The sequence below is a fragment of the Brevibacillus ruminantium genome (genome assembly GCF_023746555.1).
In the GTDB taxonomy this organism is placed as follows: domain Bacteria; phylum Bacillota; class Bacilli; order Brevibacillales; family Brevibacillaceae; genus Brevibacillus; species Brevibacillus ruminantium.
This window is the reverse complement of the sequence record NZ_CP098755.1, coordinates 355,191-380,203: the sequence shown is the minus strand read 5'-3', so window position 1 is coordinate 380,203 and position 25,013 is coordinate 355,191. Positions and strand designations below refer to the sequence as shown.

General features: G+C 47.7%; 27 protein-coding genes and 1 pseudogene. 7 read left to right on the top strand and 21 right to left on the bottom strand.

Annotated features, from left to right (window positions below; all coding sequences use genetic code 11):
• Positions 1 to 304 precede the first annotated feature (304 nt).
• Positions 305 to 2,098: an MFS transporter gene (locus NDK47_RS02050; RefSeq protein ID WP_251873227.1), complete on the bottom strand. Its 1,794-nt coding sequence runs from the start codon at positions 2,096 to 2,098 to the stop codon at positions 305 to 307.
• A 124-nt stretch (positions 2,099 to 2,222) separates the two neighbouring features.
• Between NDK47_RS02050 and NDK47_RS02045 the strand changes: the two genes are divergently transcribed.
• From NDK47_RS02045 to NDK47_RS02035, 3 genes and pseudogenes are all read left to right on the top strand, one after another.
• Positions 2,223 to 2,822 (top strand): TetR/AcrR family transcriptional regulator, encoded by a 600-nt coding sequence (locus NDK47_RS02045; RefSeq protein WP_251873226.1) that lies wholly within the window; start codon positions 2,223 to 2,225, stop codon positions 2,820 to 2,822.
• 168 nt (positions 2,823 to 2,990) lie between these two features.
• Positions 2,991 to 3,272 (top strand): DinB family protein, encoded by a 282-nt coding sequence (locus NDK47_RS02040; RefSeq protein WP_251873225.1) that lies wholly within the window; start codon positions 2,991 to 2,993, stop codon positions 3,270 to 3,272.
• Between the two features lie 446 nt (positions 3,273 to 3,718).
• A pseudogene (locus NDK47_RS02035) lies at positions 3,719 to 3,847 on the top strand (DinB family protein); the annotation flags it as partial.
• 151 nt (positions 3,848 to 3,998) lie between these two features.
• On the opposite strand, the gene NDK47_RS02030 reads toward NDK47_RS02035, so the two are convergent.
• Both NDK47_RS02030 and NDK47_RS02025 read right to left on the bottom strand, forming a co-directional pair.
• Positions 3,999 to 5,501, bottom strand: coding sequence for a malate:quinone oxidoreductase (locus NDK47_RS02030; RefSeq protein ID WP_251873223.1), 1,503 nt, complete (start codon positions 5,499 to 5,501; stop codon positions 3,999 to 4,001).
• A 368-nt stretch (positions 5,502 to 5,869) separates the two neighbouring features.
• Positions 5,870 to 6,403: an Hsp20/alpha crystallin family protein gene (locus NDK47_RS02025; protein ID WP_251873222.1), complete on the bottom strand. Its 534-nt coding sequence runs from the start codon at positions 6,401 to 6,403 to the stop codon at positions 5,870 to 5,872.
• Between the two features lie 99 nt (positions 6,404 to 6,502).
• Between NDK47_RS02025 and NDK47_RS02020 the strand changes: the two genes are divergently transcribed.
• A complete protein-coding gene (locus NDK47_RS02020; protein ID WP_251873220.1) occupies positions 6,503 to 6,712 on the top strand; it encodes a hypothetical protein in 210 nt (69 codons plus the stop codon).
• 60 nt (positions 6,713 to 6,772) lie between these two features.
• Here NDK47_RS02020 and NDK47_RS02015 read toward each other — a convergent pair whose 3' ends face one another.
• From NDK47_RS02015 to NDK47_RS01995, 5 genes are all read right to left on the bottom strand, one after another.
• Positions 6,773 to 6,988 carry a hypothetical protein gene (locus NDK47_RS02015; protein WP_251873218.1) on the bottom strand — a complete coding sequence of 72 codons (216 nt, stop codon included), beginning with the start codon at positions 6,986 to 6,988 and terminating at the stop codon, positions 6,773 to 6,775.
• A 147-nt stretch (positions 6,989 to 7,135) separates the two neighbouring features.
• A complete protein-coding gene (gene gerPC, locus NDK47_RS02010; protein WP_251873217.1) occupies positions 7,136 to 7,699 on the bottom strand; it encodes a spore germination protein GerPC in 564 nt (187 codons plus the stop codon).
• A 204-nt stretch (positions 7,700 to 7,903) separates the two neighbouring features.
• Positions 7,904 to 8,761 (bottom strand): class I SAM-dependent methyltransferase, encoded by an 858-nt coding sequence (locus NDK47_RS02005; protein WP_251873216.1) that lies wholly within the window; start codon positions 8,759 to 8,761, stop codon positions 7,904 to 7,906.
• A 242-nt stretch (positions 8,762 to 9,003) separates the two neighbouring features.
• Entirely contained in the window at positions 9,004 to 10,314 is a 1,311-nt protein-coding gene (locus NDK47_RS02000) for an MFS transporter (RefSeq protein ID WP_251873215.1), read from the bottom strand.
• Between the two features lie 42 nt (positions 10,315 to 10,356).
• The gene (locus NDK47_RS01995; protein WP_407653423.1) at positions 10,357 to 11,058 is read right to left on the bottom strand and encodes an ArsR/SmtB family transcription factor; all 702 of its coding nucleotides are present in this window, start codon (positions 11,056 to 11,058) and stop codon (positions 10,357 to 10,359) included.
• A gap of 158 nt (positions 11,059 to 11,216) precedes the next feature.
• Here NDK47_RS01995 and NDK47_RS01990 point away from each other — a divergent pair, with 158 nt between their 5' ends.
• Positions 11,217 to 11,543: a hypothetical protein gene (locus tag NDK47_RS01990; RefSeq protein ID WP_251873213.1), complete on the top strand. Its 327-nt coding sequence runs from the start codon at positions 11,217 to 11,219 to the stop codon at positions 11,541 to 11,543.
• Positions 11,544 to 11,816: 273 nt separating this feature from the next.
• On the opposite strand, the gene NDK47_RS01985 is transcribed toward NDK47_RS01990, so the two are convergent.
• From NDK47_RS01985 to NDK47_RS01965, 5 genes are all read right to left on the bottom strand, one after another.
• Positions 11,817 to 12,251 (bottom strand): YciI family protein, encoded by a 435-nt coding sequence (locus tag NDK47_RS01985; protein ID WP_251873210.1) that lies wholly within the window; start codon positions 12,249 to 12,251, stop codon positions 11,817 to 11,819.
• Entirely contained in the window at positions 12,248 to 13,522 is a 1,275-nt protein-coding gene (locus NDK47_RS01980) for an RNA polymerase sigma factor (RefSeq protein WP_251873208.1), read from the bottom strand. The genes NDK47_RS01985 and NDK47_RS01980 overlap by 4 nt, the downstream gene beginning before the upstream one ends.
• Complete coding sequence (locus NDK47_RS01975) at positions 13,519 to 13,953, bottom strand: YciI family protein (protein ID WP_251873207.1); 435 nt, start codon at positions 13,951 to 13,953, stop codon at positions 13,519 to 13,521. Before NDK47_RS01975 ends, NDK47_RS01980 begins: the two co-directional genes overlap by 4 nt.
• Before the next feature lie 132 nt (positions 13,954 to 14,085).
• Positions 14,086 to 14,484 carry a VOC family protein gene (locus NDK47_RS01970; RefSeq protein WP_251873206.1) on the bottom strand — a complete coding sequence of 133 codons (399 nt, stop codon included), beginning with the start codon at positions 14,482 to 14,484 and terminating at the stop codon, positions 14,086 to 14,088.
• 362 nt (positions 14,485 to 14,846) lie between these two features.
• Positions 14,847 to 15,281 (bottom strand): SRPBCC family protein, encoded by a 435-nt coding sequence (locus NDK47_RS01965; RefSeq protein ID WP_251873204.1) that lies wholly within the window; start codon positions 15,279 to 15,281, stop codon positions 14,847 to 14,849.
• Between the two features lie 494 nt (positions 15,282 to 15,775).
• Here NDK47_RS01965 and NDK47_RS01960 point away from each other — a divergent pair, with 494 nt between their 5' ends.
• Positions 15,776 to 16,129: an MmcQ/YjbR family DNA-binding protein gene (locus NDK47_RS01960; RefSeq protein WP_251873203.1), complete on the top strand. Its 354-nt coding sequence runs from the start codon at positions 15,776 to 15,778 to the stop codon at positions 16,127 to 16,129.
• 140 nt (positions 16,130 to 16,269) lie between these two features.
• Here NDK47_RS01960 and NDK47_RS01955 read toward each other — a convergent pair whose 3' ends face one another.
• Positions 16,270 to 16,983: an MBL fold metallo-hydrolase gene (locus NDK47_RS01955; RefSeq protein ID WP_251873202.1), complete on the bottom strand. Its 714-nt coding sequence runs from the start codon at positions 16,981 to 16,983 to the stop codon at positions 16,270 to 16,272.
• Between the two features lie 192 nt (positions 16,984 to 17,175).
• Between NDK47_RS01955 and NDK47_RS01950 the strand changes: the two genes are divergently transcribed.
• Positions 17,176 to 17,637, top strand: a complete 462-nt coding sequence (locus NDK47_RS01950) for an AraC family transcriptional regulator (RefSeq protein WP_251873201.1) — start codon at positions 17,176 to 17,178, stop codon at positions 17,635 to 17,637.
• Positions 17,638 to 18,197: 560 nt separating this feature from the next.
• Here NDK47_RS01950 and NDK47_RS01945 read toward each other — a convergent pair.
• From NDK47_RS01945 to NDK47_RS01915, 7 genes are all read right to left on the bottom strand, one after another.
• Positions 18,198 to 18,668 carry a DinB family protein gene (locus tag NDK47_RS01945; protein ID WP_251873200.1) on the bottom strand — a complete coding sequence of 157 codons (471 nt, stop codon included), beginning with the start codon at positions 18,666 to 18,668 and terminating at the stop codon, positions 18,198 to 18,200.
• A gap of 284 nt (positions 18,669 to 18,952) precedes the next feature.
• Positions 18,953 to 21,484: an excinuclease ABC subunit UvrA gene (gene uvrA / locus NDK47_RS01940; RefSeq protein ID WP_251873199.1), complete on the bottom strand. Its 2,532-nt coding sequence runs from the start codon at positions 21,482 to 21,484 to the stop codon at positions 18,953 to 18,955.
• 473 nt (positions 21,485 to 21,957) lie between these two features.
• Positions 21,958 to 22,497, bottom strand: a complete 540-nt coding sequence (locus tag NDK47_RS01935) for a GNAT family N-acetyltransferase (protein WP_251875915.1) — start codon at positions 22,495 to 22,497, stop codon at positions 21,958 to 21,960.
• 37 nt (positions 22,498 to 22,534) lie between these two features.
• Positions 22,535 to 23,044: a YfiT family bacillithiol transferase gene (locus tag NDK47_RS01930; RefSeq protein ID WP_251873198.1), complete on the bottom strand. Its 510-nt coding sequence runs from the start codon at positions 23,042 to 23,044 to the stop codon at positions 22,535 to 22,537.
• A 71-nt stretch (positions 23,045 to 23,115) separates the two neighbouring features.
• The gene (locus NDK47_RS01925; RefSeq protein ID WP_251873197.1) at positions 23,116 to 23,661 is read right to left on the bottom strand and encodes a dihydrofolate reductase family protein; all 546 of its coding nucleotides are present in this window, start codon (positions 23,659 to 23,661) and stop codon (positions 23,116 to 23,118) included.
• A 97-nt stretch (positions 23,662 to 23,758) separates the two neighbouring features.
• On the bottom strand, positions 23,759 to 24,217 hold the full coding sequence (locus NDK47_RS01920) for a hypothetical protein (RefSeq protein WP_251873196.1): 459 nt from the start codon (positions 24,215 to 24,217) through the stop codon (positions 23,759 to 23,761).
• A 2-nt stretch (positions 24,218 to 24,219) separates the two neighbouring features.
• Positions 24,220 to 25,002, bottom strand: coding sequence for a hypothetical protein (locus NDK47_RS01915; RefSeq protein ID WP_251873195.1), 783 nt, complete (start codon positions 25,000 to 25,002; stop codon positions 24,220 to 24,222).
• Positions 25,003 to 25,013: the final 11 nt, after the last annotated feature.

The following is a 25,013-nucleotide window of genomic DNA, read 5'->3' as shown; positions in this document are numbered from 1 at the left end:
TTGCATCTTTTTCTAAAGACCACCTATCCCCTTTTTCTCCCTCAATCTATCCGTTCAAAGTCGTATATCTCGATTTCGAACTTCCACTCGTTTCCGCTGGAGTAGAGAGGTGCATAATTCGCTTGATAAAGGCTGCAGCTCCCGGAGACTTCATCTAAGATACGGGAGCATTGCAATTAGTGGGTGATTGCGGTAGCCCTCCTGCCAAGGAGCTAGATGATGCATTTCTAGAAAAAACCGAGTGAAACCAGGAGGAATTGCCCTCCGTTTCGCTCGGCTTTTTGGCAAACATAATTGAGCTCTATCATGAAGCCAGCACCTGTGAATCCGTCCGTTTCTCACGAATCAGCCCGAGAACGAGCGGAACCAGGAGCAGGGAAAACGCAGCCAGTACATAGAGACAGAATGAAAAGGTATAGGCGTAGTTCGAGGCATGGGCCTGCTTCATCAGGGAATGAATCAGCGGCTTTATCTGGGCATCTGCCGTGAGAGCGGAGCAGCTTGCCGGGTTTGCAGCCGGATCACCTGCACGTGCATAATCGGCGTAGCATGCCTGGAACTCTTGGACAATCACGTCCGACTGAGCACCGCTTATGCCCAGCTTCGACAATTCAGTCTGCAGTTGAGGGGCTAGCTGTGCCGTTGTCGCGTTCGCATGCTGTCCCATTATATTGAGCAGCAAAATCCCGATCAGCGCAATACCGACAGCGAAGGAAACCTGCATTCCCGTCGTCAGAATACCGGAGGCGGAACCGGCATCCCGCTGATGAACCCGAGACAGAATGGCGGCGGTAAGCGGAGCAGCAAGCGCTCCCTGCCCAAAGCCCAAAACGGCCAGCGCCGGAGCCCATTCATAGCCTTGTACCGAGGTGCCCAATGCCTGAACCCACTGAGCCAGCAACAGATATCCCCCACAAGTGAGCAGAGCCCCCACGGTCAGGACGTGCTGACCAAATCTGGATACGGCCCTGGCGGAGTATAGCGACGCCAGAAAGTAACCGATTCCCATCGGTAAAATAATCAGGCCCGCTGCAAGCGCCGTAAAACCCAGCCCAATCTGCAGGAAATATGCAGACACCAGAAAATATGCGGATTGCGAACTCATCAAAACGACCACTATCAGCATCCCGACCGTAAACCGTCGCTGGCGGAACAAGTCCACGTTCATCAGAGGAGCACCGCCCAAACGAGCCACTCTGCGCTCGTACCAGACAAAGGCGGCCAGAACAGGAACGGACAAAAGCAGACAGGCAATCAGGCTAACCGGCCACTGCTCCTTCTGCCCCTGAACCAGCGGGTAGATCAGCATGAGCAGACCCCCCGCCGCCCACGCCGCTCCAAGCCAATCGAGCTTCATGGCAGAAGAGCCTTTGGACTCTTCTATGTAGGGAATCATGCTGAGAATAAGCAGACCCACAGGAACACTGAAAAAGAAAACCGTTCGCCAGTCCAGCCCGGCCGGGTCCCAGCTCAGCAGCAAGCCGCCGATAAGCTGTCCGCTTGACGCAGCAATTCCTTGTGCGGCGCCATACAGGCCGAATACGCCAGCCCGCTTTTCCGGAGGATAGTTCGTCTGTATCAGGGAGAGGACTTGAGGCATCATCAACGCTGCAGAAATACCCTGAAGGACTCGGAACACCATAAGAGTGATAACACTGCCCGCAATCCCGCACAGAAATGAAGAGAGCGTAAAACCAGCCACACCGAACAGCAGCAGCCGTTTGCGGCCAAAACGATCCCCGAGCCGCCCGCCGATAATCAGCGTCATGGCGTAGGCCAGCGTGTAGCTCGTCATCACGAATTGGACATCTGAAAAGCTGGCGTGAAGCCCCTGCTGTATCGCCGGGGTCGCCACATTGACGATAAAGATGTTGGCTACCGCGAGAAAGACCGTCAGCAGTAAAACGGTCAGAAGCATGAGAGCCGTAAACCGGGGTTGGCTGACTGCAGGAGGATTTGCCCGGTGAACCATCGGAGAGCCTGCAGCAGAACGTAACGGGATGAATGTCGTGGTCCCTGTTTCAGGCGTCTTCGTCATGTCTCCCCCTTCTGCCGTTGCAGACGGTTGAGTAGAGGGTGAACCAGTCGTTATGGACACTATGCATCCTCCTTTGGGATATGCTAAAATAAATGAGGGAGACAGTTCTGTCTCATGTGAGGTTATGATACAGACAGATCTGTCTCATGTCAACACCATAACTGTACAGAAAGGTGCGGGCGTTATGGAGAAAAAGGAATCTGCAAAGGAACGCATCCTCCAGGTGGCTTCAGATTTATTTTACAGAGAAGGGATTCGGGCGGTCGGAATCGACCGGATCATCGAGGAAGCGGGCGTCGCCAAAGCCAGCTTTTATCGCAACTTCGCGACCAAAGACGATCTCGTCGTCGCTTTTCTGGAGCGGAGCAATCGCCGAGCGTTTAAGAGGATCGAAGAAGCCCGAATCCGCTATCCACACGAGCCTTACAAGCAGCTTCAGGAGGTGTTTCGCCTCTTGGCGATTCGGATGGGCGAACCGGACTTTCGCGGCTGTCCGTTCATGAATACAACGGTTGAGTTTCCTGAGGGAGCGCATCCTGGAAACCATAAGGCCAGGGAATGCCGGATCGGGGTATGGCGCGTCATCAAGGAAATGGCCCTGCTGGCTGGTGCCCGCGATCCCGAAGCGCTCGCCAAACAACTGGAAATCACGTTCAGCGGGGCGATCATGACCGCTAGCTTATATCACTCAAAAGACAACGGGGAGCATTTTTTCAAAGTCGTGCAGCTGCTCTTGGACGAGCATATCCCGGCTGACCAAAAAAATCCCGCCGAGCTCAAGTAAGCTGCGGCGGGATTTTGACCAGGTTTGAGGAAAGAAATCATCTCTACTGACCGAGGCTGTCAGGGAAGTTTGTTTACAATAGCAGAAAGCGCAACCATCATCGACCGACATCCTGATAAAGCACGAACAATCTCCCGCAAAAACGCGGTACGAACGGAGGGCATGCGAGTGTATACAAAAACGAGTGATTTTCTTGCAGAATGGAAACAGGAAACAGCGGTTACCCAACGGCTGCTGGATTCGTTGACGGACGAGTCTTTAAAACAGGAGGTGGCCCCAGGCTACCGGACGCTTGGGCAACTCGCCTGGCATCTCGTGTGGTCGCTGTCCTATCTCAAAGACCTCGGCCTGCACGTGAGCAAACCAGAAGGGAAGAAGCGGCACCCGAATCGACCGCTTTCATCGCAAGCGAGTACCGCCGTCTCTCTGATGAACTCCAGCACGCGGTGAAAAGCCAGTGGCCGGACGACATGCTGGCACAGAAGATAACCCTCTGGGGACAAGACTGGCAAATCGGGGCAACCCTCCGTTTTTTAACTTATAGGTGGAGAAGTCTCCCTCTTCTAAAACCTTACAGCGTTTGGTTGTAAGTGGGGGATGAATCGACTTTGGACAAGGACAGGCTTTTGCCTGTTCAGTTGTCCGACACTTTGGTAAAATCTACTTATGATGTTCTTTGATAACTGGATATATGGGGTTGCATGGAGAAACAAAATGCGAAAACCAAGCTTATCCTTCCATGCGTAAAATATCCAAGGTAACAAAAGAACTCCGAAACGTCGGACATCTAGGGTAGGGACTACCCGAAGTAACGCTCGAGGAGACGAAAGGTTACTTTCGTCGTGGATTTGAGAAGCTCCCACTTCTAGGCGTTAGCCTAAGTGGAGAGTAGTTCACTCCAGCACGAAGTTCACCATCGTGGCCAATTGACTGTCCTGATGCGCCAGGCTGGTTTGCCCGTGCCCGGGGTGTACGGACCGTCCCGCGATGAGTGGATCGAACAGGGGCAGAAACCGCTCTTGTAGCACCCCAAAATAGAAGTCCTTTTGCCTGCACGGATGTCCAGGTGAAAGTCGGCCAAGCCTTTTGACTCAGTTGGAGAGGATTGCAGGCAAAGCGAAACGGCCTATCGTCCATGGGATTCAGGACGAAGGCCGCTTTTCTGTTTTCTGCGATCTATCTAACGAGGGCTAGCTCATTGCTTAGACGAAGCGCCCGCGATGTTGAAGTATGAATTTCGTCGATAAGCTCTGGGTGTTCCAATAGTGACACACCATAGGAAGGAATCATTTCTTTTATTTTCGGTTCCCACGTTTTTATATGTTGCGGGAAGCATTTGGTGATGACCTCGAGCATGACGTGAACGGCAGTAGAAGCACCCGGAGAAGCACCTAGCAGTGCTGCAATCGAGCCATCCGCAGCAGTAATCACTTCCGTACCAAATTGAAGCGTTCCTTTGCCGCCTGCTTCTGTATCTTTGATAACTTGTACACGTTGGCCTGCTACGACTAAGTCCCAATCCTCGCTTTTCGCGTTCGGGATAAACTCACGCAACTCTTCCATGCGCTGTTCTTTCGATAACAGCACTTGCTGGATCAGGTATTTTGTCAAAGACATCTCTTTTGCGCCTGCCGCCAACATCGTTAGGACATTATCCGGTTTGACGGAAGTGATTAAATCGAACATGGACCCCGTTTTTAAGAACTTTGGTGAGAAGCCGGCAAATGGTCCAAACAGCAACGATTTTTTATTGTCGATAAATCTTGTGTCAAGATGCGGTACAGACATTGGCGGAGCGCCAACCTTGGCTTTACCGTAAACTTTTGCATGATGCTGCGCCACAACATCCGGATTGTTACACACCATAAATATTCCGCTTACCGGGAATCCTCCGATGTGTTTCCCTTCAGGAACACCAGATTTTTGCAGTAAATGCAGACTTCCGCCTCCGCCTCCGATAAAGACGAATTTTGCCGTATGGCGTTCGACGCTACCGCTGCTCAGATTCTTCACTTTCAATTCCCACGAGCCGTCGCTCGTACGTTTAATATCATCAACGTTATGTTCGTAATGGATTTCGACATTCTTACTCTTTAAATGGTCAAACAACATGCGCGTCAAAGCGCCAAAGTTGACATCCGTTCCAGATTCGATCCTTGTTGCCGCAATCGGTTCATTCAATACCCGGTCTTTCATGATAAGCGGGATCCATTCCATCAGTTTTTCCGGGTCATCGGAGAATTCCATCCCTTGAAACAGCGGATTGTTTGACATCGCTTCAAAGCGTTTCTTTAGAAACGCTACATTTTTTTCGCCTTGTACTAAACTCATATGAGGCAATGGCATGATAAAGTCCTGTGGATTGCGGATCAGCTCGCTGTTCACAAGATAAGACCAAAACTGCATGGAAACCTGAAACTGTTCATTAATTTTTATCGCTTTGCTAATATCTATAGACCCATCCGATTTCTCGCTTGTGTAGTTCAGCTCGCAAAGTGCGGCATGCCCTGTCCCCGCATTATTCCATTCGTTAGAACTTTCCTCTCCTGCGCTTGCGAGTTTCTCAAACACTGTAATTTCCCAGTCCGGTACTAATTCTTTCAGCAGCGTTCCCAAAGTCGCACTCATAATTCCGGCACCAATTAAGATAACGTCTGTTTTGGTTTGTCTGTTGCTCATTTTTACCGTCCTACCTCGCTCATATTTGAAGAAAAGATGTCGGCGCTCCTGCTTAAACCCCATAGCAAGCCAGGGTGCGACCGAATGACACACCTTTTCTGGATGATTGATAATCTAACTATAGTGTATCACTATTATTTATAGATTAAAATATTTGCTATTAAATGCTAGTTAAAAGCTATTGAGTAGTCACAATACTATAGTAATACCATGCAGATACCATACAGTTACAACGAAGAAGCAGCAGCCGACCAGAAAACCCTCTTTCAAAGGATACAATGCAAATGAACCCCCTGTTTCTCGAACAGGAGGCTGATGAAAAGATTACCCGGTATGCGTTTTGTTTGCAGTTGCGAACAGGATGCCTCTTACCCCGTATTGATCCCCGATTGGAGCTTTCTCCCCTTTTCTGTTTCTTTAGACAAATGGATTTCCAGCACATCCTCATGATAGATGGTTTTCATGATATCGCTTGAAACTGAATGAGGAAGTTCAATTTGTCTGACAAAATTCCCGAGTGGTGGTTCTTTTGCTGTGGGATGATCGGCAAGAGACGATTCATAGACCCTTCCCTGTATGTTCAATTGATTTTTATCGATAACGGAAGTCTTTACGTTTTGATAATCAAGGCCGGCGATTTTACAATAGACGATGATTTTCGTTGGCGTTTCGTCGATGATAATTTTAGGGGTAATCTTTTCTATATTTTCAAACGAACCAAACATGTTCATCTCATTGGATATCTTGATGAACCTGGAAAGATGGTTCACGAGTTCTTCATCACAGATTCTGCGCATCTGCCTCAGAATTTCCCATGGATTTGGCTCATCATCGATCTGCAATTGATGAAGCTGCGCTGCCACCCGCTGGAATTTTTGTATGGCTTCCTCTACCTGTCTCATTTTTCTCAACCTCGCTTCATGATCCGATTAGATGTGAATCACGTATAGATTTTCCCGGAATAAGATGGAATGCGGGTGCAAGAAAAGGGAGGAGAAGCAATGATTGTCTTTTTGGGAGCGATGAAAGTCCTGAATATACGGGAAAACGGTTCTATTAACGTAGGTACTCAAATCTTGACCGGCTTAAAAAGCACGACCGTAACGAAAACGGGTGGAGCATATGTAATCGGCGATGGAAGCGTAACCTCTAGTCCGATTGGCATTAGCCAAAATAATGACATCACTGCGGCTACTTCAGATATTCAGTGAGTGCGTTTGCAGAGAAAATGAGGAAAAAATAGCGAAGGACTGTTAGGGTAACAGTCCTTTTTATTTTATTGGCGAGGAGAAATCGATATTTTTGACTTGATTCACTTTTTGCTCCAGGAGGTCCATGCGATCTTCCATTTCCCCAAGCTGCATATATATCGTTTGTATCATTTTTTTCAGTTCTGAAAACTGTTCCGCTTGCCCTCCTTGCCCATAGTAGTGAGGATGTGCATAGTTTGGGTAGCCATGATTCAAGTGATGTGAGCCGCTGCTCATGCTGAGGTCCCCCTTTTCAGCTCAGTCTGACTCTCCGCTCCTTGTTCTGCCGTCGGTTTTTCCTCTTTTTCCTCTTTTTCCTCAGTTTCCGGTTGGCGAATGTTGCAGGTCTCTCCTATATTCAGTGAGCCTGCTCCTGCAATCACTTTAACGGAGATGTTCCCCACTTCCACCCTTATCAGGGGTTCTTGCATTTCTTTTTCCATCGCTTTCTCCTTTTGGCTTATGTTCCAAGTGCGTATTTTCTTTGTTTTGGGATTCGGTCTTGAACTCTTTGGCGTTTTCATTGTGGGTTTGATGTTCCCTCTCTTGCGTACGTTCAGTTGGACCTTGCTGTTCATGGTGTGTTTCTTCGGATTCTTTTTCTTTTTCTTTCTTTCCAGAAAGTAAATCCTCAAGGGATTTGCCCCCGATTGAAAGCTGTTTCCCTTCCGCCGCACCCGAATGATTTTGGGCAACACCAATATTCAGAATGCCATTTAAGGTCGTTACGTCGAGATTATCTACTTTATTTTCAAGCTTTTGAATAACGATTTGGGTAGGGTGTGACTTCATCTTCTCCAGCTCTACCTTCATCTTTACCATTTCCAATTTTAACTGTGTGATTTCTTGCCACGACTCCAATGCCGCTTCGATTCGGTTACAACGCCGAGTTAACAGGCTGATCCTCATTTGAATCTGTTGGAGGTGTCTATATAAATTGAGCATCATCTCTGTTCCATCCTTCCGTTATATTGTATGTACGTGAGGAGGAATGGTGCCCATCCAGGATTGCCAGGAGAGTTTTGAGTGGAACCGTTGACAATGGCGCATTAATCCTTCGTATTGTCTGTATCGAAAAGTTTTAGGGCCACCCTTTTCAGGATGGCCCTCTTCGGAATTTCTATCGTTTGGTCACTATAACAAGTCTCGGCTCTAGGTAGTTGCGATCAGGAACTCCTCTCCGCTTGGCAGCCAAAAACCATCCGTTCGACCGGTAAAGTAGCGCTGGTTAAGCTCTGCCGAGGATACATGCCGGACTTCTCGGAAGCCAGCCTCGCGGGCAAGTTCCAGCATCTCCGGCGGTGTAAAGAAGCTGATGAAAGGCGTGCCGCTTGCTCGCGCTCCCTTCTCCGCTGCCTCAACCTCAGGACGTATCTCAGGTTCGGTGTTCTTTAGCGGCAGCAAGAACGTCATGGCCAGCGTGGAGCCCGGGGCGAGCGTCGCTGCTTGTCGCAACGTAGCCATGATCGCATCCTTGGTGAGGTACTGGGTGACGCCGGTGGATGCTACCACAGCGGGTCGGTTCTCGTCAAAGCCGGCGACCTTCAGCTGCTCCCACCAGGACCAGCCTGCCTCGAAGTCAACCGGCACGAGTCGCAGCCACTCGGGAATGCCAAAGCCAAGCTCGATCAGGCGTTGCCTTTTCCAGTCCTGCGTTCCTGGCTGGTCAACCTCGAAGATCCGCATCCGGGAAGCGATCTCTGGTCGCCGCTGAGTAAAGGTGTCGAGGCCGGCGCCGAGGATGACGTACTGGGTGACGCCGTGGCCGAGCTGTTCAGTGACCAAATCCTCTATAAAGCGAGCGCGGGCCACGATAGATGCCCGGAATCCGCTGGTGCTCTCCGGGTCCATGTCGGGGCGTTGGCGCCATTCGTCTTCCGGGGCCGCCAATCGCAGACCGACCTCGTCTTCAAGCACATGCGGCGGCGAATCGATCTGTACGTGCAAGGCCCGCCACAACGCGACCCGCACCGCCGTGTTGTCTGGTACCGTATTTTGCTTATCAGGCATGATGTTCTCCCTCCTATCGATTCGTTCTGTTCCAGGCTTCGATCCAAAATGGTTTGATATTACGATTACAAGGTTGTACGTACCATCGTTTAATATCTCCCACCCATTTCGTTTCATGCTGCTCATATACTCCATTTTAATAGATCAATCCTGAAAAATAGCAATCCATTCTTCATCAAAAAACTGATCTCGTTTTCTGCCACCATCCTGCCACTTCGCGTAGCGGTTTTACTACGCTGTTACTACGCTGACATTTTTTCTGATGCTCTCTCTTTTCGGCTGGCAAGTGACCATATCACAACGGGGATCAATAAAAGGGAGAGGAAGCCTCCTGCAAAAGAGAGGGTTGAATAACTGGAATGAGCTACAACCATGCCTGAAAGCGCTCCACCCGATGCTCCAGCTAAAGCAATCAAGACGTCAATCGTTCCTTGCATTTTTGCACGAGACGCTGGATCAGTCGAGTCCACGATGGTGGCAGTTCCACTGATTAATCCAAAGTTCCAACCAAGTCCCAGCAACGCGAGAGCAATGATTAGTACTGTCAGGGAATCGGCAGGCGCAAAAGCAGCGACAAGGCCAGCAGCAAGCAGAGTCACACCTGATGCAATCGACATGACAGTGCGTCCCAACTTGTCAACGAGAATGCCGGTTACCAGTGATGGGAGGTACATCGCGCCAATATGAATGCCGATTACGAGCCCCACCTCAGCCATGCCATGTCCGTGATGCTTCATATGTAATGGCGTCATTGTCATAATGGCGACCATTACGATTTGGGTCAAGATCATTACGGTAGCCCCGACAATGATTCCCCCTTTGTTAACTGACGGTACAAGATGATTCTTGTCTGAGTGGTTGTTCTTAATTTCCTGTGCTTCGGCAATAGCTTTTGCGACAACGAATGGGTCTGGACGGAGGAAAGCGAAAAATACCAATCCCGCAAGGATGTAGGCAACAGCAGCCAGGATGAAAGGACCCGCTAAAGCAGGGACACCGAGTGATGTTGCAAATCGCCCCATCACGTCAACCAAGTTTGGACCCGCAACGGCACCGAGTGTAGTAGAAACCATTGCAATACTGACTGCTGTTGCCCTCTGTGTCGGCCTTGCCAAATCTGTACCTGCATAACGAGCTTGCAGGTTCGTAGCCGTGCCTGCACCATAAATCAGGAGCGAAGCGAACAGAAGCACGATGCTATCACTTACAGCCGCAAATACTACCCCAATTGCGCCTATGCCCCCTGCTAAGAAGCCTGACGCAAGACCCAAGCGACGTCCGTATCGTTGAGAAAGACGCCCAACCAGCAGTGCGGCTACAGCAGAGCCAAGGGTGAATAATGCCGCAGGAACACCTGCAAAGCTTTCCGTCCCCAACATCTCCTGGGCAAGGAGTGCTCCGACAGTCACTCCAGCGGCAAGTCCTGCACCGCCGAAGATTTGCGACAGGACTACGATCAGCAAAGTCCGTTTATACAGGCGTTTCTGTTGATCTGGGGAATCAACGTAGCTTTGTAAATATCTTTCTTTTATCCTTTGGGGTTCATGCAACAACGCTGAAACACCGCCTTTCGAATTGGTTAGTGACACAGTCATTCACGGTCGAGATCGGGCAAGAAGTGCAGCGAAACCGCCTTCCATTGGTCTTTTCGAATGCTCAACATAATGATGCCATTCGTGCACGCCCTCCTCTAACCGAGAAGCTTTTATACCTTTCGTCCTCAAGATTTCCACCGCTTGCGCAGACATCAGACAATACGGACCGCGGCAGTAAGCAACGATCTCCTTATCGGCTGGCAAAGCTGCAAGATGCTTCTCTAATTCTTCAACGGGAACAGAAATGGCACCAGGAATATGCCCGATTTCGTACTCTTCCCTCGGCCTTACGTCTACCAACAAAACTTCACCTTTCTCCATTCGTTCCATGAGTTCTTCCAATGCAACAGGCTCCATGCTTTCGTAATGTTGCAGAATTTCAGTCTTTAAACGCTGAATCTCACCTAACTGTTTTTCACTCAACCGATGTAAAGAAACCATAAAGTCAGCAACGGATAATTCGGCAAGCTCATAAATCACATAATTGCCCTTCTTCGTGAATGTGACCAACCTTGAATCATGCAACGTTTGCAGATGCTGCGATACATTGGCAACGCTCATTCCCGTATTCTTTGCCAGTTGGTCTACAGATTTCGGACCTTGTGCCAGTAAATCCATGAGCTCCAAACGCTTCGGGCTTGAAAAGCATTTGCCAATGCGAGCAAATTCCTGATAAAGTTGGTCTTTCCATTTTCGTTCCAGGTTCAAGATTCATTCACCTCAACTATTCAATTGTATTATTGAATAGTTTCATTCTAAATCCACCGTATTTGAAGTGTCAAACCATTTCACATTTCTTGCCATAACAATCGAATATCGTGCGGTCATTGAATCATCCTTGAAAAAGAAGAAAAGTCCCGATGATGACAAACGCCATCCTCGGGACTGCCCATTCTTATTTGAAAGCCACAAATGAACCCGTCTGGATCATTCGCCTGTCCGGGAAGCTGGCAGATTCCGATTTCCCGAAATGGAGACTGTATGATAACGAAGGCCGCGTCTATCAGGTGAAGATCGATTATACCTCCTCAAGCATCATGGAAAACAAAGATGGCGCTGAACTCGACCAGACGTTGATCGTAAAAGGACTGCCCTCGCTTCCCGAGGAACTAACCCTTTCCTTGCTGACCATAAAGAAACAGTTCACCGATATCAACTGGAAGGTTGCCATACCGTCCAAGCAGTAGGCCCGGTATCAAAGCTCGGAAGGAGCGATTTGCTTCATTAAACGTTTGTTTAAGGGGAAGGATTTTACCGCGTTTACCGGGTCATGATCTCCTTTCCCTTTTTTATTTCTCAACAATTGGGACTCGCTTGATTACAGCGTCGACGCTGCTTGCCTTACCAGGGGGACAAACAGTTGGCTATCAATCTGATGTCCCTGCCGCAGCTTGATTGTTTTCCTCTCCGGCGGGCCATCAAACGGTTCATCGTCATATCCCCTTATTGAATTCGGTACCTTATCTGTTCCCCAACATGCCGATCTGACCTCGCAGCTCGTACTCTAGGCCTTTTTGGAGAGAATCAACGCCGGTCTGTGACTGCTCATAAACCCGTCGCAGCTCAATAATCCCTTCCCCGTAGCCATTGGGGTCCGGCATGCGCAATGCCCATTCAATCGCTTCCTCTTCGGAGTTTACTTCAATGAGTGTAAAGCCGGATACCAGCTCTTTCACTTCGCTGAGCGGGCCCCACGCAAGCACTGGCCGGTCGCCTGGCTTGGGGAAAGACATGCGCAGTCCGCTGGAGCTCGGATAAAACTGCTCGGTTGCAATAAGAATACCGGCCTCGTCCAGCTCTTGAAGATAGTTCTGCAAGGCATCCTTGCTCGCCTGGCTTGGTGGAATGCCAGCTTCCAAATGTCTGGTCGCTTTCGTCATCAATACGAACTTCATGCACGGCCTCCTTTCCTCGTCGACTCGCATTCTGCCGCACGTCGAAGCAGCAACTGCTGTTCCTGTTCATTTTTTGTCAGCGACGCCGCAAATCGAAATGCGTCACGAGCCTCCTCATTGCGCCCAAGCTTCTCAAGCAGATCACCTTTGACGCTGGGGAGCAAATGATAGTTCTTCAGAGCGGCCTCTTCCTCCAGCAGCTCTACAAGCTGAAGTCCGAATTCCGGGCCGAACGCCATCGCGATGGCTACCGCTCGATTCAATTCGACTACCGAGGAAGGCATCACCCGTGACAATGCTTCATAAAGAGCCGCAATCTTCACCCAGTCCGTCTCTTCGGCGGATCGCGCCACACTATGACAGGCCGAAATGGAGGCCTGCAGCGCATACGGGCCAAGCGGACGACCGAGAGACTGCGCACGTTCAAGCGCGGCCAATCCCCGCCTAATCAGCAAATGGTCCCATTGTGCCCGATTTTGGTCCTTGAGAAGGATCGGCTCACCAGAGGCAGTGACACGGGTTTTAAATCGGGACGACTGGAGCTCCATGAGAGCGACTAATCCGTGCACCTCCGGCTCTGCAGGCGCAACCTCGGCTAGGATGCGTCCCAATCTCAGCGCCTCCTGGCACAATAGCGGGCGCAGCCAGTTGGAACCGGAGGTAGCCGCATATCCTTCATTAAACAGAAGATAAATAACCTCAAGCACAGTCTCCAGCCGCTTCTTCAGCTCGCTGCCCGTCGGAACTTCAAAATCTGCACGCGCTTCGCGCAACGTCCTTTTTGCACGGACGATTCTTTGAGCAATCGTCGGTTCCGAGACGAAGAAGGCATGTGCGATTTCGTCAGTCGAAAGCCCCCCGAGCAGGCGAAGCGTCAGAGCGATACGTGCCTCACGCGATAGAATCGGGTGGCACGTCATAAAGATGAGTCGCAGGAGATCATCCCCGATCTCTCCATTCTCCTCATCACTGCTTTCATCTTCTACGAATAAATCGCTGCCGCGACCAAGCTCCTCAACTTTCTTGTCACGAATTTTGTTACGGCGTATCATGTCAATCGCACGCCTTTTCGCTGTAACCATCAGCCAAGCTCCGGGGTTATCGGGTATGCCGGTCTCCGGCCACTTCCGGAGCGCGATGACCAGCGCATCCTGTGCGAGATCTTCTGCAAGGTCGAGGTCACGAACCATTCTTGTCAATCCGGCGATGATCTTCGATGACTCCATGCGCCAAATGGTATCGATTGTACGCCGGGCAGTGGAATCTGTCACGACTGGGTGCGCCTCTGCAGCTCTGCCATCAGTGCAGAATGGTCCGCGATCATCTCTGGATTGTCTGTGAGCTCCGAACCTTCATAAACTTGACGAAGCTCGATTTGTCCCTCGCCGAACCCGTGGGGATCTGGCATGCGCATGGCCCACTCGATTGCTTCTTCTCGCGATCGAACCTCGATTAACGTATAGCCGGCGATTAATTCCTTCGCCTCACTGAACGGTCCATCGATAATTGTCGGTTTTCCTCCCGGCTCAGGATAAGAGATGCGAATAGCGCCTGAACTCGGATGCAAACCGTCGGCGGCAATCAATACCCCGGCCTTGGCAAGCTCCTGATTGTACCTCATCATCGCTTCGAAAAGCTCCGGCTTGGGCGGTAAGCCTGCTTCAGAATCCTTCGTCGCTTTGACTATTAACATAAATCGCATACGAGATGCTCCTCCTCTTCTATGTGAAACCTATTTAAGCTTTCTCCTCTTTCCTTTGTCTTCTGACTTCCATTATAATGTCGAACGAATCTTTTTTATTACCTTGCATTGATTCTCTTTAACCGTCATTGATCACTGCTTCACAATCTGCCAATTGACCCCGAACTTGTCCACGACTTCACCGTAATAGGCTCCCCACGGCTGCAATTCAAACGGATACTTTACTGTACCCTCCCGGACAAGATTCTCGAAGGACTGGCGAGCAAACGCTTCATCTTTATAGGAAAGTGCCAGCGAAATGAATCGTTGTCCTCCCCGAGATGGTTCGAAAGCGTCAGAAAGGAATAATATGTTTCCGCCGGCTACGGACAGTACCAGATGCATCACTTTATCCTTGATTTCTTCTGGTGTTCCGGGGGTTTGCCCATAAGTCATAATCGAAAGGATTTCCCCTCCCAATGCTTCCGCATAGAATGCAGCCTGCCCTCTCGCGTCCTCCGAATGAATGTAAGCGTTAAGTTGTGCTGTCATGTTTCAACGTCCCTTCCAAATTGGTTATTTGTACTTCTATTAAGGCGACGAACAGCAGATGACAAAATCGACACAACCGAAAATTTATTTTTCTTCCCCCTTCTCTTTTACCCTCCTTACCTGCATGCATGTACGGGTCTTACGGGTCTTCCCCCCTTTAGCCCAAAGAAAAAAGCCGAGGAAAATCAGGAGTGCAAATCCCTGTTTCGCTCGGCTTTTGGGAGAACATGTATAGGAAATAAGCTTTTGACTTCGAGCAATCGGCAGCCTTCGAAAAACAAGTTTAAGATCGCCCCCAATACAAAGTAGCAGCAGCAAAGCGCATGCCGATGCAGCATGCGCTTCTAAGCTCAAAAAGCTTCTTATTTATTATTTGCCGACTCCACATATCTTTTGAAATTGTCCAGGATTGCCTGCCACCCGGCTTGCTGCATCTCGATGGGGTGGGTCTCTTCCGCGTCGAACGTTTCGATAATTCGCGTATCGTTATCTTGACGAATAAAGTCGATCTTCACGTTTCTGCCGTCAGCAATCGAATAGGATATCCTTTCGTGAATACTCACTTCGTCGTATACCCCGCCGAAATCAAATCCAACACTGCCGTCTTTCGCTTCCATTCTCGAAACAAACTTGCCGCCGACCTTCAGGTCATTCTCAGCATATGGCGTGTGCCAGTCATCTGAAGCATTATTCCATTGTGTGATATGCTTCGGGTCTGTCCAATATTCCCACACGATTTCAACGGGGGAATGAACGACCGTTTCTACTGTTATCGATGCCGGATTGCTTTTTGCCATGATATAGCCTCCTTCATGAAATAAAAGCAAAAATGTCTTCCGTGTTGGATAAGAATCATTGATCTACACCAATTGTAACAGAAAACTGAACACCAGATTTCTTTTCGATTGCTAATCTAAGATCCGCCGATAACAAGTCGAGGCCACTTTCATTCCGTTAACCCAGCATCAAAGGTACATATGAGATATACGTGAAACTAACTGCCGAAACGAACATATAGCCGGAATAATCTTCATCTTGATGTATTCTTTTTATTGCAACTAATAATGAAATGACAAAAGCTAATGAAAACAGTGGGTATAGCCATAATAATACGATAATGGTAACCGCCCCCTATTACGATTTTAATAGCTATGCACGATCTCTAATAACCTGTTATCATTTCCTTATATAACCAACATTTCAATTAAATCACAAAATCGTTACGTAATCGTAACAACATGGCGATGTTCCATGCGCAAAGTAATGAAGTGTTGTACGGAGGGATTTTACGATGACGAAAGATGAAATCATGGATCACTGTCTGTCATATCCAATGTCTTATGAAGACCATCCTTTTGGAGAAGGTTGGGTTGCAATGCGGCATCAAGGGAATAAGAAAATTTTTGCACTTATCTTCCATCATGATAACCACTTATGTGTCAACCTGAAATGCGAACCCAATCGTGCTGATTTTTTGCGTGGCCTTTTTGAAGAGGTAAAGCCCGGATACCATATGAATAAGGAGCACTGGAACACTCTAATCCTAGATGGGAATCTCCCCGAGCAGGAAATTCATGATATGGTGAAGCATAGCTTTGAATTGACGAAACCAAAGAGTAAAAAAAGGCAGATTATTGAAGGATAGAATGAAAAATATTACAACTCCTAATTGTAAACTGTCCAAGTGTTAAGTGGTTTTTAGAGACTGCAAATAGCCTTCCTGTCCCCCATTTTTTGATTCTCTTTTACAAAATATAAGATAGGTTTTTTGTCGACCCGTTTCACTTACTTTTCCGCCTGTTGGCAAAGCTTCAATACTTCATCCGAAGTTAACGGTTCACCGTGTCCGTGAACATACCACTGGATGGATTCTTTCCGCAAGCGATTCAGCATGTTCCAATCCACCATATCTTCCGGCTTCCGTAGGTGAAACGGTGGTGGATAGAAGCAGTCGGCTACGAAGAGCACACCCTGCCCAACGACTTCCACGGTGATCGAATCGCTTGCATGGGGACCTCCTACCCATTGCAACTGCAAAGTAATGCCATCAACATTTAGCGTCATCTGATCGCTAAAGACGCGATTTGGCTTCACGATCCGCAGTTCACTCCAATCGTCGACTACAAGCAGCTTCGCCTGGTTGCTCTTCTCCATTAATGGATTCTCCCGTATTTCATGCTCCAACCACATTGGCCCCCACGGAATCTCAGCCATCTTGTCCAGTTCATGTGCGCACTGCTGGCAGGCAATTACCTCAGCATCAAACACGCAGCTCCCAAATGTATGGTCCCAATGATGATGTGTATAAATAATGGTTGAAACAGGAGGAGCTTTTCTCTCCTTCAGCGCCCTCTGTATCGCCTTAGCGTGGCTCGGACAGTTTCCGCAGTCAATCAATACGGTTTGGTTAGTGGTAATGATTGCGCCCACAACGGGTTCGACACGCTCCGATTTTTCGCCCTGCGGGTAAATCCAGACGTGATCCGAAATCTGCCGCAACAAAGTCTCCTTTTCCACCATGTTCCCCTCTCACTTTCTGGTATAAGCTTTTTTAAATAATTGTACAATTATCTTTGTGTTGGGGCGAATCGGCTAATATCGAATGTTTTAAAAGAAACGAATGAATATTTTTTTATATCATGATAGCATCCAAAATGTAGAAAATAACCAATAAGAAAGGAAGTTCAAGCCATGGATATTAGAGTCGAAACGCTTCCGAACTATCGCCTTGCGTATGTGCGACAAATTGGTCCTTATGGTCCTGCGAATGTTCAAGCAATGGAAAAACTAAAAAGTTGGGCGATGGGGAAAGGACTGCTTACTGAATCGGCTATTTTGTTCGGAATTCCACAAGATAACCCTCAAGCTACGCTTCCTGAGAAATGTAGATATGATGCATGTATTGCCATTACAAAAGATTATCAAATTGATGATTTAGTTTGTGAAAGTGAACTTTACGGTGGAGATTATGTTATTTTTAAAATCAAACATACAGCAGAAGATATTCAAAGAGCGTGGGCTGAAATGTTTCCAGCTTTGCACAGCATGGGATATCATATTGACAACAAACCGATTTTAGAAAAATACACGGGCGATATGGTTAACAATGATTTTTGTGAAATATGTGTTCCTAGTGAACTACTCTCCACTTAGGCTAACGCCTTGAAGTGGGAGCTTCTCAAATCCACGACGAAAGTAACCTTTCGTCTCCTCGAGCGTTACTTCGGGTAGTCCCTACCCTAGATGTCCGACGTTTCGGAGTTCTTTTGTTACCTTGGATATTTTACGCATGGAAGGATAAGCTTGGTTTTCGCATTTTGTTTCTCCATGCAACCCCATATATCCAGTTATCAAAGAACATCATAAGTAGATTTTACCAAAGTGTTGGACAACTGAACAGGCAAAAGCCTGTCCTTGTCCGAAGTCGATTCATCCCCCGCTTACAACCAAACGCTGTAAGGTTTTAGAAGTGGGAGACTTCTCGACCTATAAGTTAAACCCTTTTAGATTTGTTCGTACATTTTTACCTCGAGGCTTATTGGCAACACCTGATAGACACTTCTGATCCTCTTTTGCCGCAAAACTTTCGTAAGACATGCTCAAAAAACAGTAGCACAAAATTGCTAATGTTTGAGATTGGTATCAGACTGACCCTACGAATCAAAACAGCGGTAGCCAAGGACCAGTAAATAAAGTCCTGGACTCCCGCTGTTTTATACCTTATCCTCCCGCAATGCCTGCTTTACCCGCTCGATCTGGGCGAGGTGGGCACGGACATGCTGGACGCGCAATTCCAACAGCTCTTTGAATGTGTACCGCACTCCATCGGGATATTTCCCGACCCGCTCAAGCTGACCGGGAGTCAGATTTTCCAGAAGCGGCTTCATGCTGGCCCGCAGCATTTGGAACAGGAGCAGATGCTGCTCGCGGTCCAACCGTTCATATCCCAGGTTAGCCGTCCAGGCTTCCTGATCAAATGAGAGCAGAAGCGGTTCTTCCTCCGCCAAGACTTTTCTCAGCCGATGTGTCGACAGAATTTCGTCATCCGTCACATGGATCACAATCTGATGGATGCTCCATTTGTCCGGTGCGGGTTGGAAACGCAGCTCTTCCTCAGACAATCCGTCGACGGCTTCTCGCAGCAGCGCATAGTCTTGGCTGTACTCCTCGATCAACTTTTCCATCCGATCCCCTCCTTTATCATGATTTGTGTGGCAGGGAGCATTCGATGATAAATATTATTCTGAGTTATAGAACAAATACCTTCTTGGTTTTAGTCAATCATAAGTCACCCTAAGGTGATTTCTTCGGAAAGCCCATACCGACATCACAAGCCCGATTTCGCCGGTCCTTTCTACTTTCGGCAAAAGCTTGAGAAACGCCGGTATGGCAGCCACATACCCGCCGATCACCGGTCCGACTCCGATGGCAAATGACGAGGTCGACGGGGTCTACTTCTGCAGATGAATCAATGTCCGGGTGACAGCAGCCCTCTCAGGTACTGCCCGGTGTAAGACGACTCGATATGCTGCACCTCTTCAGGCGTCCCTTGCGCGATAACCGTTCCACCTGCTTTGCCGCCCTCTGGCCCAAAGTCGATGATCCAATCGGCAGCGCATATGACATCCAGATGATGCTCAATCACAATGACCGAATGCCCTTGGTCGACCAGCTTGTTCAGAAAAGCGATGAGCCGCTCTACATCCGCCGGATGCAGTCCCGTCGTCGGCTCATCCAGTAAAAACAGCGTATGGCTGCCCCCGTTTTTCCCGAGCTCTCTGGACAATTTCATTCTCTGCGCTTCTCCGCCGGATAACGTGCTAGTAGGCTGGCCGAGTTTCATATAATTGAGTCCCACTTCGATAAGCAGCTCCAGCTTGCTTCTAATATCCTTCTGTTCCCCGAACAGGGGAAGGCATTCCTCCACGGTCAAATCCAGCACGTCAGAGATGCTGTACCCTTGATATTTCACTTCGAGAACGTCTTTCTTGAACCTTTTGCCGTTACAGGCAGGACATTTCACTTCGACATCGGGCAGGAAATGCATGTCCATCTGTAGCGCACCAAGGCCTTTGCATTTCTCGCATCGGCCCCCCGCCGTGTTGAAAGAAAAGTGTTTGGCCGTCAGTCTCCGCCGTTTGGCATCCGGCAGCCCGGCGTAGAGGGCGCGGATCATCGTGAACAAATCCGTGTAGGTCGCGATATTCGAGCGAGAGATTTTGCCGACCGGTTCTTGAGTAACCGTGATCATTTTGCTGATATGCTCCATTCCACTGACGGGTGCATCCGAGCGTCCCTGCTGAATTGCTTGTTCCACGACATGGAATAAAAAGGTGGATTTTCCCGCTCCGGAAACGCCGGTAATTGCAACGAATCGATGCAGCGGAATGGATACGGTCACATTTTTCAAATTATGCGCCGAAGCATTCTTAACCACAAGATATTGGTCACCACCCGTTCGCCTGGGGGCACCGAGATAGGGTGTTTGTGCAAACAAATATCGGCCAGTAACGGATGAGGGGGTGCGTTGCAGCTCTCGGGGTGATCCCGCTCCCACGACATAGCCGCCGTCCTTGCCTGCTTTCGGCCCGATATCGATGATGTAGTCGGCCTGTTCCATCACATCGACGTCGTGTTCGATAAGCAGTACGGTATTGCCCAAATCCCGAAGACGCTTCAGCGCTGCCAGCAGCTTGTGCGAATCCCTCGGATGCAGCCCCGTCGTCGGCTCATCCAGAATGTACAACACCCCGGTTAGCCCCGAGCCGAGCAAAGAAGCGATCCGCAGCCGCTGCGCTTCTCCCCCTGACAGGGAAACCGCGGGTCGGGACAGTGTCAGGTAGTAAAGACCGATATCGAGATACCGCCGGATTCGTTCTGTTAAATCCTGAAGAATCGGTTGAAGGATCACATTCGCCTCCTCGCTGAGCTTCGACTGCAGCCTCTGCAGCCAATCCCACAGCTCATCCAGAGCGTAATCGCTAACCTCTACGATCGATGCGCCGTCTAGCGTAACCGCACGGCTTTCTTTCTTCAACCGAGTGCCTTGGCATGCTTCGCATGTCTGCGTGGCGAAATAAGCAGTCCACTTTTTTCGGCTCTCTTCATCGTTCAGAGCTTCTTGGTATCTTTTCTGAAAAGTGGTGATGATCCCTTCGAATTTGCCTTTTCCCACGGTTTTCGGTGGTTTCTTGCCAGGGAACATCGCCTGAAAGGACTCGCTGAAAACGCCGTAAAATAAAAGCGTACGCTGCACTTCGTTATAGTCTTTGATCGGGAGATGAACGTCAAATTCGAAGCCGTAGTGAGCCGCCGCCGATTGAAGCGAGTCCATATAATACGGAAGTATGAAGTCCGTATCCCATGCCTTGACGCCGCCTTGGGTGATGCTCAACGATTCGTCGAAAATCGCCTCCTGCTTCAACTGGCTTGTAAATCCCAGCCCCCCGCAAGACGAGCAGGCCCCTTGCGCTTTATTAAAGGAAAAATGAGCCATCGTCAGCTCGGGGAGCTTATGCCGGCAGTAAGGGCACTCTACGATGTGCTCTTCGTCGCCTTCTTCCTCCAGCAATTGATCGCTTTCCTTATCGGGAGACGACAGGCTGATCTGCCGTTCGAAAACCGGCTTCACCTGCCGCCCGCAAGAAGGGCAGGGACGTTCGCCGAGACGTGCGTACAGCACCCGAAGGTACGTATAAATCTCGGTCACGGTACCGACGGTAGACCGCGGATTCCGATTGTTATTATGCTGCCCGATGCTGATGGAAGGAGACAATCCGGTTATGGAGTCGACGTTAGGCTTGTTTAAATAATCGGTGACCATCCCCATCGATTCCATGTATTGTCTTTGGCATTCTTTTTGCAACGTATGCATGGCGATCGATGATTTGCCAGAACCGGAAACCCCCGTTAACACGATGAGCTTATGTTTGGGGATACGCAAGGAAATATTTTTCAAATTGTTCTCTCGGGCACCTTTGATTTCAATGACATCGTTCATATGTTCTCACCTGCCTGTGAGCGAAGCCCGTAATGAAAGTGGGTGATTTGTCCAAAGCGCCGAACCTCTTTCCCCTCCGAAGGATCCTCAGGGTGATTTCCTCGGCATAGTGGGATGTCGCGAGCGGGCAAAATTGCAATGCAAATGAAGATGCTTCTTTGATTTTCACTCATACAGAACGTCTCCTTTAGAGGTCTTATCACTGCATTAGCAGTGTAGCAAATGTAATACGACAACTACTGTCATATTACTAAGAGCGGATCGGCCATATCGCTGCTTCTCTCTAATCCGGCCAATCTGCTGGATGACCTTTGCATTCTGTTATAAGAGCGGATAGAAAAAGCGTGCTTTGATAAAAAGATTGATCAAAACACGCTCTTCGCATTTTCAGTTGACTCATTCTTTTGTAAAAAAGCTGGATCATATTCTAGCATGTTGCGCCACAATCGCTCCCTATTCTTGAATAAAGCGGTTTAATCATTCGGGTTAATAATCGCTAATACCTGATGGTCTTCCCATTTTCCATTAATCTTTACATTTTTCATGGCTATTCCTTCCTTATGGAATCCCGATTTTTCCAATACCCGAATGGAGCCAATGTTATGAGGCATTACACCAGCTTCTATACGATGTAAATGTAAATTTGTGAATGCAAATTCTACGATCAATTTAATAGCTTCCGTCGCATACCCTTTTCCATTATTCTCTTTGTCTATAAAGTATCCGATGAATGCACTTTGAAGGGAACCTCGTACAACCTGAAATAAACTGATTGTACCAATCAATTTTTTGTCGGCAGTCGTGAAGATTCCAAAGTTATACTCTAGATCCTTTTTACATTTCTCATCATACTCTTCAATCAACTTTCGTTGACCTTCGACTGTATAATAATCACTGTTTCGGGCCATCGAGTACATTTCAAAAAAATGACGGTTTTCCAGCTGTAGCTGTAATCTTGCTTCTACATCCCTTGGAGTAAACGGTCTTATAAAAATCTTTTCGCCCGCGAACATAAAACCTTCCAAGTGCGATTACCTCCTGGCTTTGATATTAATTATGTAAAGCTAGTTGAATATGTGCAAAATGGTGGTTACCATGCCATGCGTAAAGGGCGATACTTTGTTCAATCCGCATTTGACTCCCATCAGGATATTGATAGGTACGCTGTAATTGGGTAGTTGATAAATTTTTCAGAAAATACGCCCAGCGCTCATGGAGACTTTCCAAAAGCTGCAATGAAATGGTAACAGACAGATCATAATCTGTTAGCTTTACCCATTCACTTTCTTCATACGTTTTAACCACTGGATTTTCTTCCGTCAGGGCTAATTTCATTCGGGTATACCCAATTAGATGGCTATCGGCAATATGATGAATAAGCTGACGCACATTCCAGCTATTTTCCCTATATGTTTTTGTTAATTTACATTCATCAAGGGAAACAGTTAGCGCATTCAAACGACTAGGCAGTGTGGAAATTTCCCTAATCCACATTTGAATATCTTTCGCTTGAATTTCATGAGGACAATGGAATTGTCCAATCGGGTATCTATTATTCATATGAAAATCCCCTATCATTTTTATAATAAGTTACTCAATGATTTAGCCCGATTGTGGAACAAAGAAATTCTTTATAAATGATAAATGAGCTGCACAACGCCAGAGGGGAAAGTTCTTGTATGAACCATTTTTAAATTCAACCTTTGTTTCATATCCATAAACAACGGTTTCCCTTCTCCCAAAGCAACAGGGTGAACAGATAGTCTAAATTCATCAACAAGCCCTAAATGGATAAAAGTTGTAATCAGACTTGCCCCGCCATACAGCCAGATATCCTTACCAGGCTGATTCTTTATTTTATTTACTTCTTCAAGAAGATTATCGTTGATGAATATTGCTTTATCGTCTGCCCCTTTTTGTGTCCTGGAAAACACATATTTTTCTTTACTATGGACCAATTCCCACATTTCTTTTTCCGTATCACTTTGTTCAATTTCTGGAGTAAATTGTCCCCATACATCATAGCTTTTTCTTCCATAGAAAATGGTATCAATTTGATTTAAGAAATGATGAAACCCCATCTCAGGCTCCATAATGCACCAGTCGACTTCCCCATTTTTCCCTTCAATAAAACCATCTAAAGTAACGGCTAAATCTAAAATAATTTTGCGGCTCATAATTTGTGTCCCCTTTCGTTGATCTCCCCCCATTTTAGAACTCATTTATGTCACCTTATGTCATATTCATAACAGGGAGGAACTCTTTTCAACGATTCTATCTGGTTCTAGCCAAGCCAAGAGCTTTATGGTCCCAGAGTATATCTTCTACAACAGATGCCTGATGGTCCTCACACGTAACAATTAGGATGATTTCTCCCTTTTTCCCTTTTTTAAGTGGAAGTTGGTTTTTGTTTCGCTTCAAAAGGTAAATGAACCAACTCAGGGAAACTCCGATAAGAAAGCCTAAGATTGCACCGACAACTCCCCAGATAATTGGCCCTCCTTGCCATACGAACCCTTTACTAGCACCGATGGTACCAAACATAAAGGCAAAAATCATACCTTTATCGATAAATGACAGTCCATCAGCTCGATGGATACTGTCAAGAAGTCTCGGTTCTTTTTTACGCAAATCAAGCGGTACTGCGTAAATGGCTGTTATTCCCTTTTCCTCAAGTTCTGTAATGGCTATTTCAACGAATGTTGAATACTCAAATGTGGCAAAAATTTGCATCGCTATTTATCTCCAATTGTGATGAGATGCCCCACTGGCTGATAATTTTCTATAAGGTACTGTCTTTGAACATCATCAAACAGTTTGTTATTTTCTACGGTGTTGGTATAGGCATCATAAATTGCAAAGAAATAATAAGAGGGGAAATACAGTAACCATTGCTTATCGAGGACGAATGAGGAGGCGGCCACATCCCCTAAAATTAGATAGTGTATCGCTAGGATTAGATTTGATTGCCATACGATTACAATCGTACTCAAAAAAATAAATACAGCTAAAATCATTCGATGCAGGTACAGTTGGCCAAGGCTGGGGATTCCCATGGACCAGACAACAGCTATCCATGGTTTACGTTTATCAAGGTAATTGATCTCTAGTGCTCCGATGCTAAACGCATGAAAGCGTCCTTTCTCCCTTTGTGCCAGAAGATAAATTTTGTTCATATCAACAGCCGTTCGATAACTATCATAAATGGCAAATAAGTAAACGGGGATGTAAAGTAACATGAATTTCGGGTCCAATACCTCTCTGGCTTCCCGAAATTGACCGTTACATGTATAAACGATGGCTACATTTAAGTGTATTTTCTGGTTAATAAAGAACTCCCACAGAATCAGAGCATATCCATGCAAATATTTATGTAAGAGCAAATGTCCAAAGCCAGGACAAGCCATTGACCAACAGGCTACTGTAATTGGATTACGCTTATGCAGCTGCGTTGTTCCCAATAGGCTGACGTGCGCCATGTAACGTCTGTTACGAAATTCACTTCCAAAATTATCCATAATATCACCCT

Bases quoted from the DNA above. Each gene is read 5' to 3' on its own strand.
- NDK47_RS02045 (WP_251873226.1), top strand. From the start codon at position 2,223: ATGGAGAAAAAGGAATCTGCAAAGGAACGCATCCTCCAGGTGGCTTCA.
- NDK47_RS02030 (WP_251873223.1), bottom strand. From the start codon at position 5,501: ATGAGCAACAGACAAACCAAAACAGACGTTATCTTAATTGGTGCCGGA.
- NDK47_RS02025 (WP_251873222.1), bottom strand. From the start codon at position 6,403: ATGAGACAGGTAGAGGAAGCCATACAAAAATTCCAGCGGGTGGCAGCG.
- NDK47_RS02020 (WP_251873220.1), top strand. From the start codon at position 6,503: ATGATTGTCTTTTTGGGAGCGATGAAAGTCCTGAATATACGGGAAAAC.
- NDK47_RS02015 (WP_251873218.1), bottom strand. From the start codon at position 6,988: ATGAGCAGCGGCTCACATCACTTGAATCATGGCTACCCAAACTATGCA.
- gerPC (WP_251873217.1), bottom strand. From the start codon at position 7,699: ATGATGCTCAATTTATATAGACACCTCCAACAGATTCAAATGAGGATC.
- NDK47_RS02005 (WP_251873216.1), bottom strand. From the start codon at position 8,761: ATGCCTGATAAGCAAAATACGGTACCAGACAACACGGCGGTGCGGGTC.
- NDK47_RS01990 (WP_251873213.1), top strand. From the start codon at position 11,217: ATGATGACAAACGCCATCCTCGGGACTGCCCATTCTTATTTGAAAGCC.
- NDK47_RS01985 (WP_251873210.1), bottom strand. From the start codon at position 12,251: ATGAAGTTCGTATTGATGACGAAAGCGACCAGACATTTGGAAGCTGGC.
- NDK47_RS01975 (WP_251873207.1), bottom strand. From the start codon at position 13,953: ATGCGATTTATGTTAATAGTCAAAGCGACGAAGGATTCTGAAGCAGGC.
- NDK47_RS01970 (WP_251873206.1), bottom strand. From the start codon at position 14,484: ATGACAGCACAACTTAACGCTTACATTCATTCGGAGGACGCGAGAGGG.
- NDK47_RS01965 (WP_251873204.1), bottom strand. From the start codon at position 15,281: ATGGCAAAAAGCAATCCGGCATCGATAACAGTAGAAACGGTCGTTCAT.
- NDK47_RS01960 (WP_251873203.1), top strand. From the start codon at position 15,776: ATGACGAAAGATGAAATCATGGATCACTGTCTGTCATATCCAATGTCT.
- NDK47_RS01950 (WP_251873201.1), top strand. From the start codon at position 17,176: ATGGATATTAGAGTCGAAACGCTTCCGAACTATCGCCTTGCGTATGTG.
- NDK47_RS01945 (WP_251873200.1), bottom strand. From the start codon at position 18,668: ATGGAAAAGTTGATCGAGGAGTACAGCCAAGACTATGCGCTGCTGCGA.
- uvrA (WP_251873199.1), bottom strand. From the start codon at position 21,484: ATGAACGATGTCATTGAAATCAAAGGTGCCCGAGAGAACAATTTGAAA.
- NDK47_RS01935 (WP_251875915.1), bottom strand. From the start codon at position 22,497: ATGTTCGCGGGCGAAAAGATTTTTATAAGACCGTTTACTCCAAGGGAT.
- NDK47_RS01930 (WP_251873198.1), bottom strand. From the start codon at position 23,044: ATGAATAATAGATACCCGATTGGACAATTCCATTGTCCTCATGAAATT.
- NDK47_RS01925 (WP_251873197.1), bottom strand. From the start codon at position 23,661: ATGAGCCGCAAAATTATTTTAGATTTAGCCGTTACTTTAGATGGTTTT.
- NDK47_RS01920 (WP_251873196.1), bottom strand. From the start codon at position 24,217: ATGCAAATTTTTGCCACATTTGAGTATTCAACATTCGTTGAAATAGCC.
- NDK47_RS01915 (WP_251873195.1), bottom strand. From the start codon at position 25,002: ATGGATAATTTTGGAAGTGAATTTCGTAACAGACGTTACATGGCGCAC.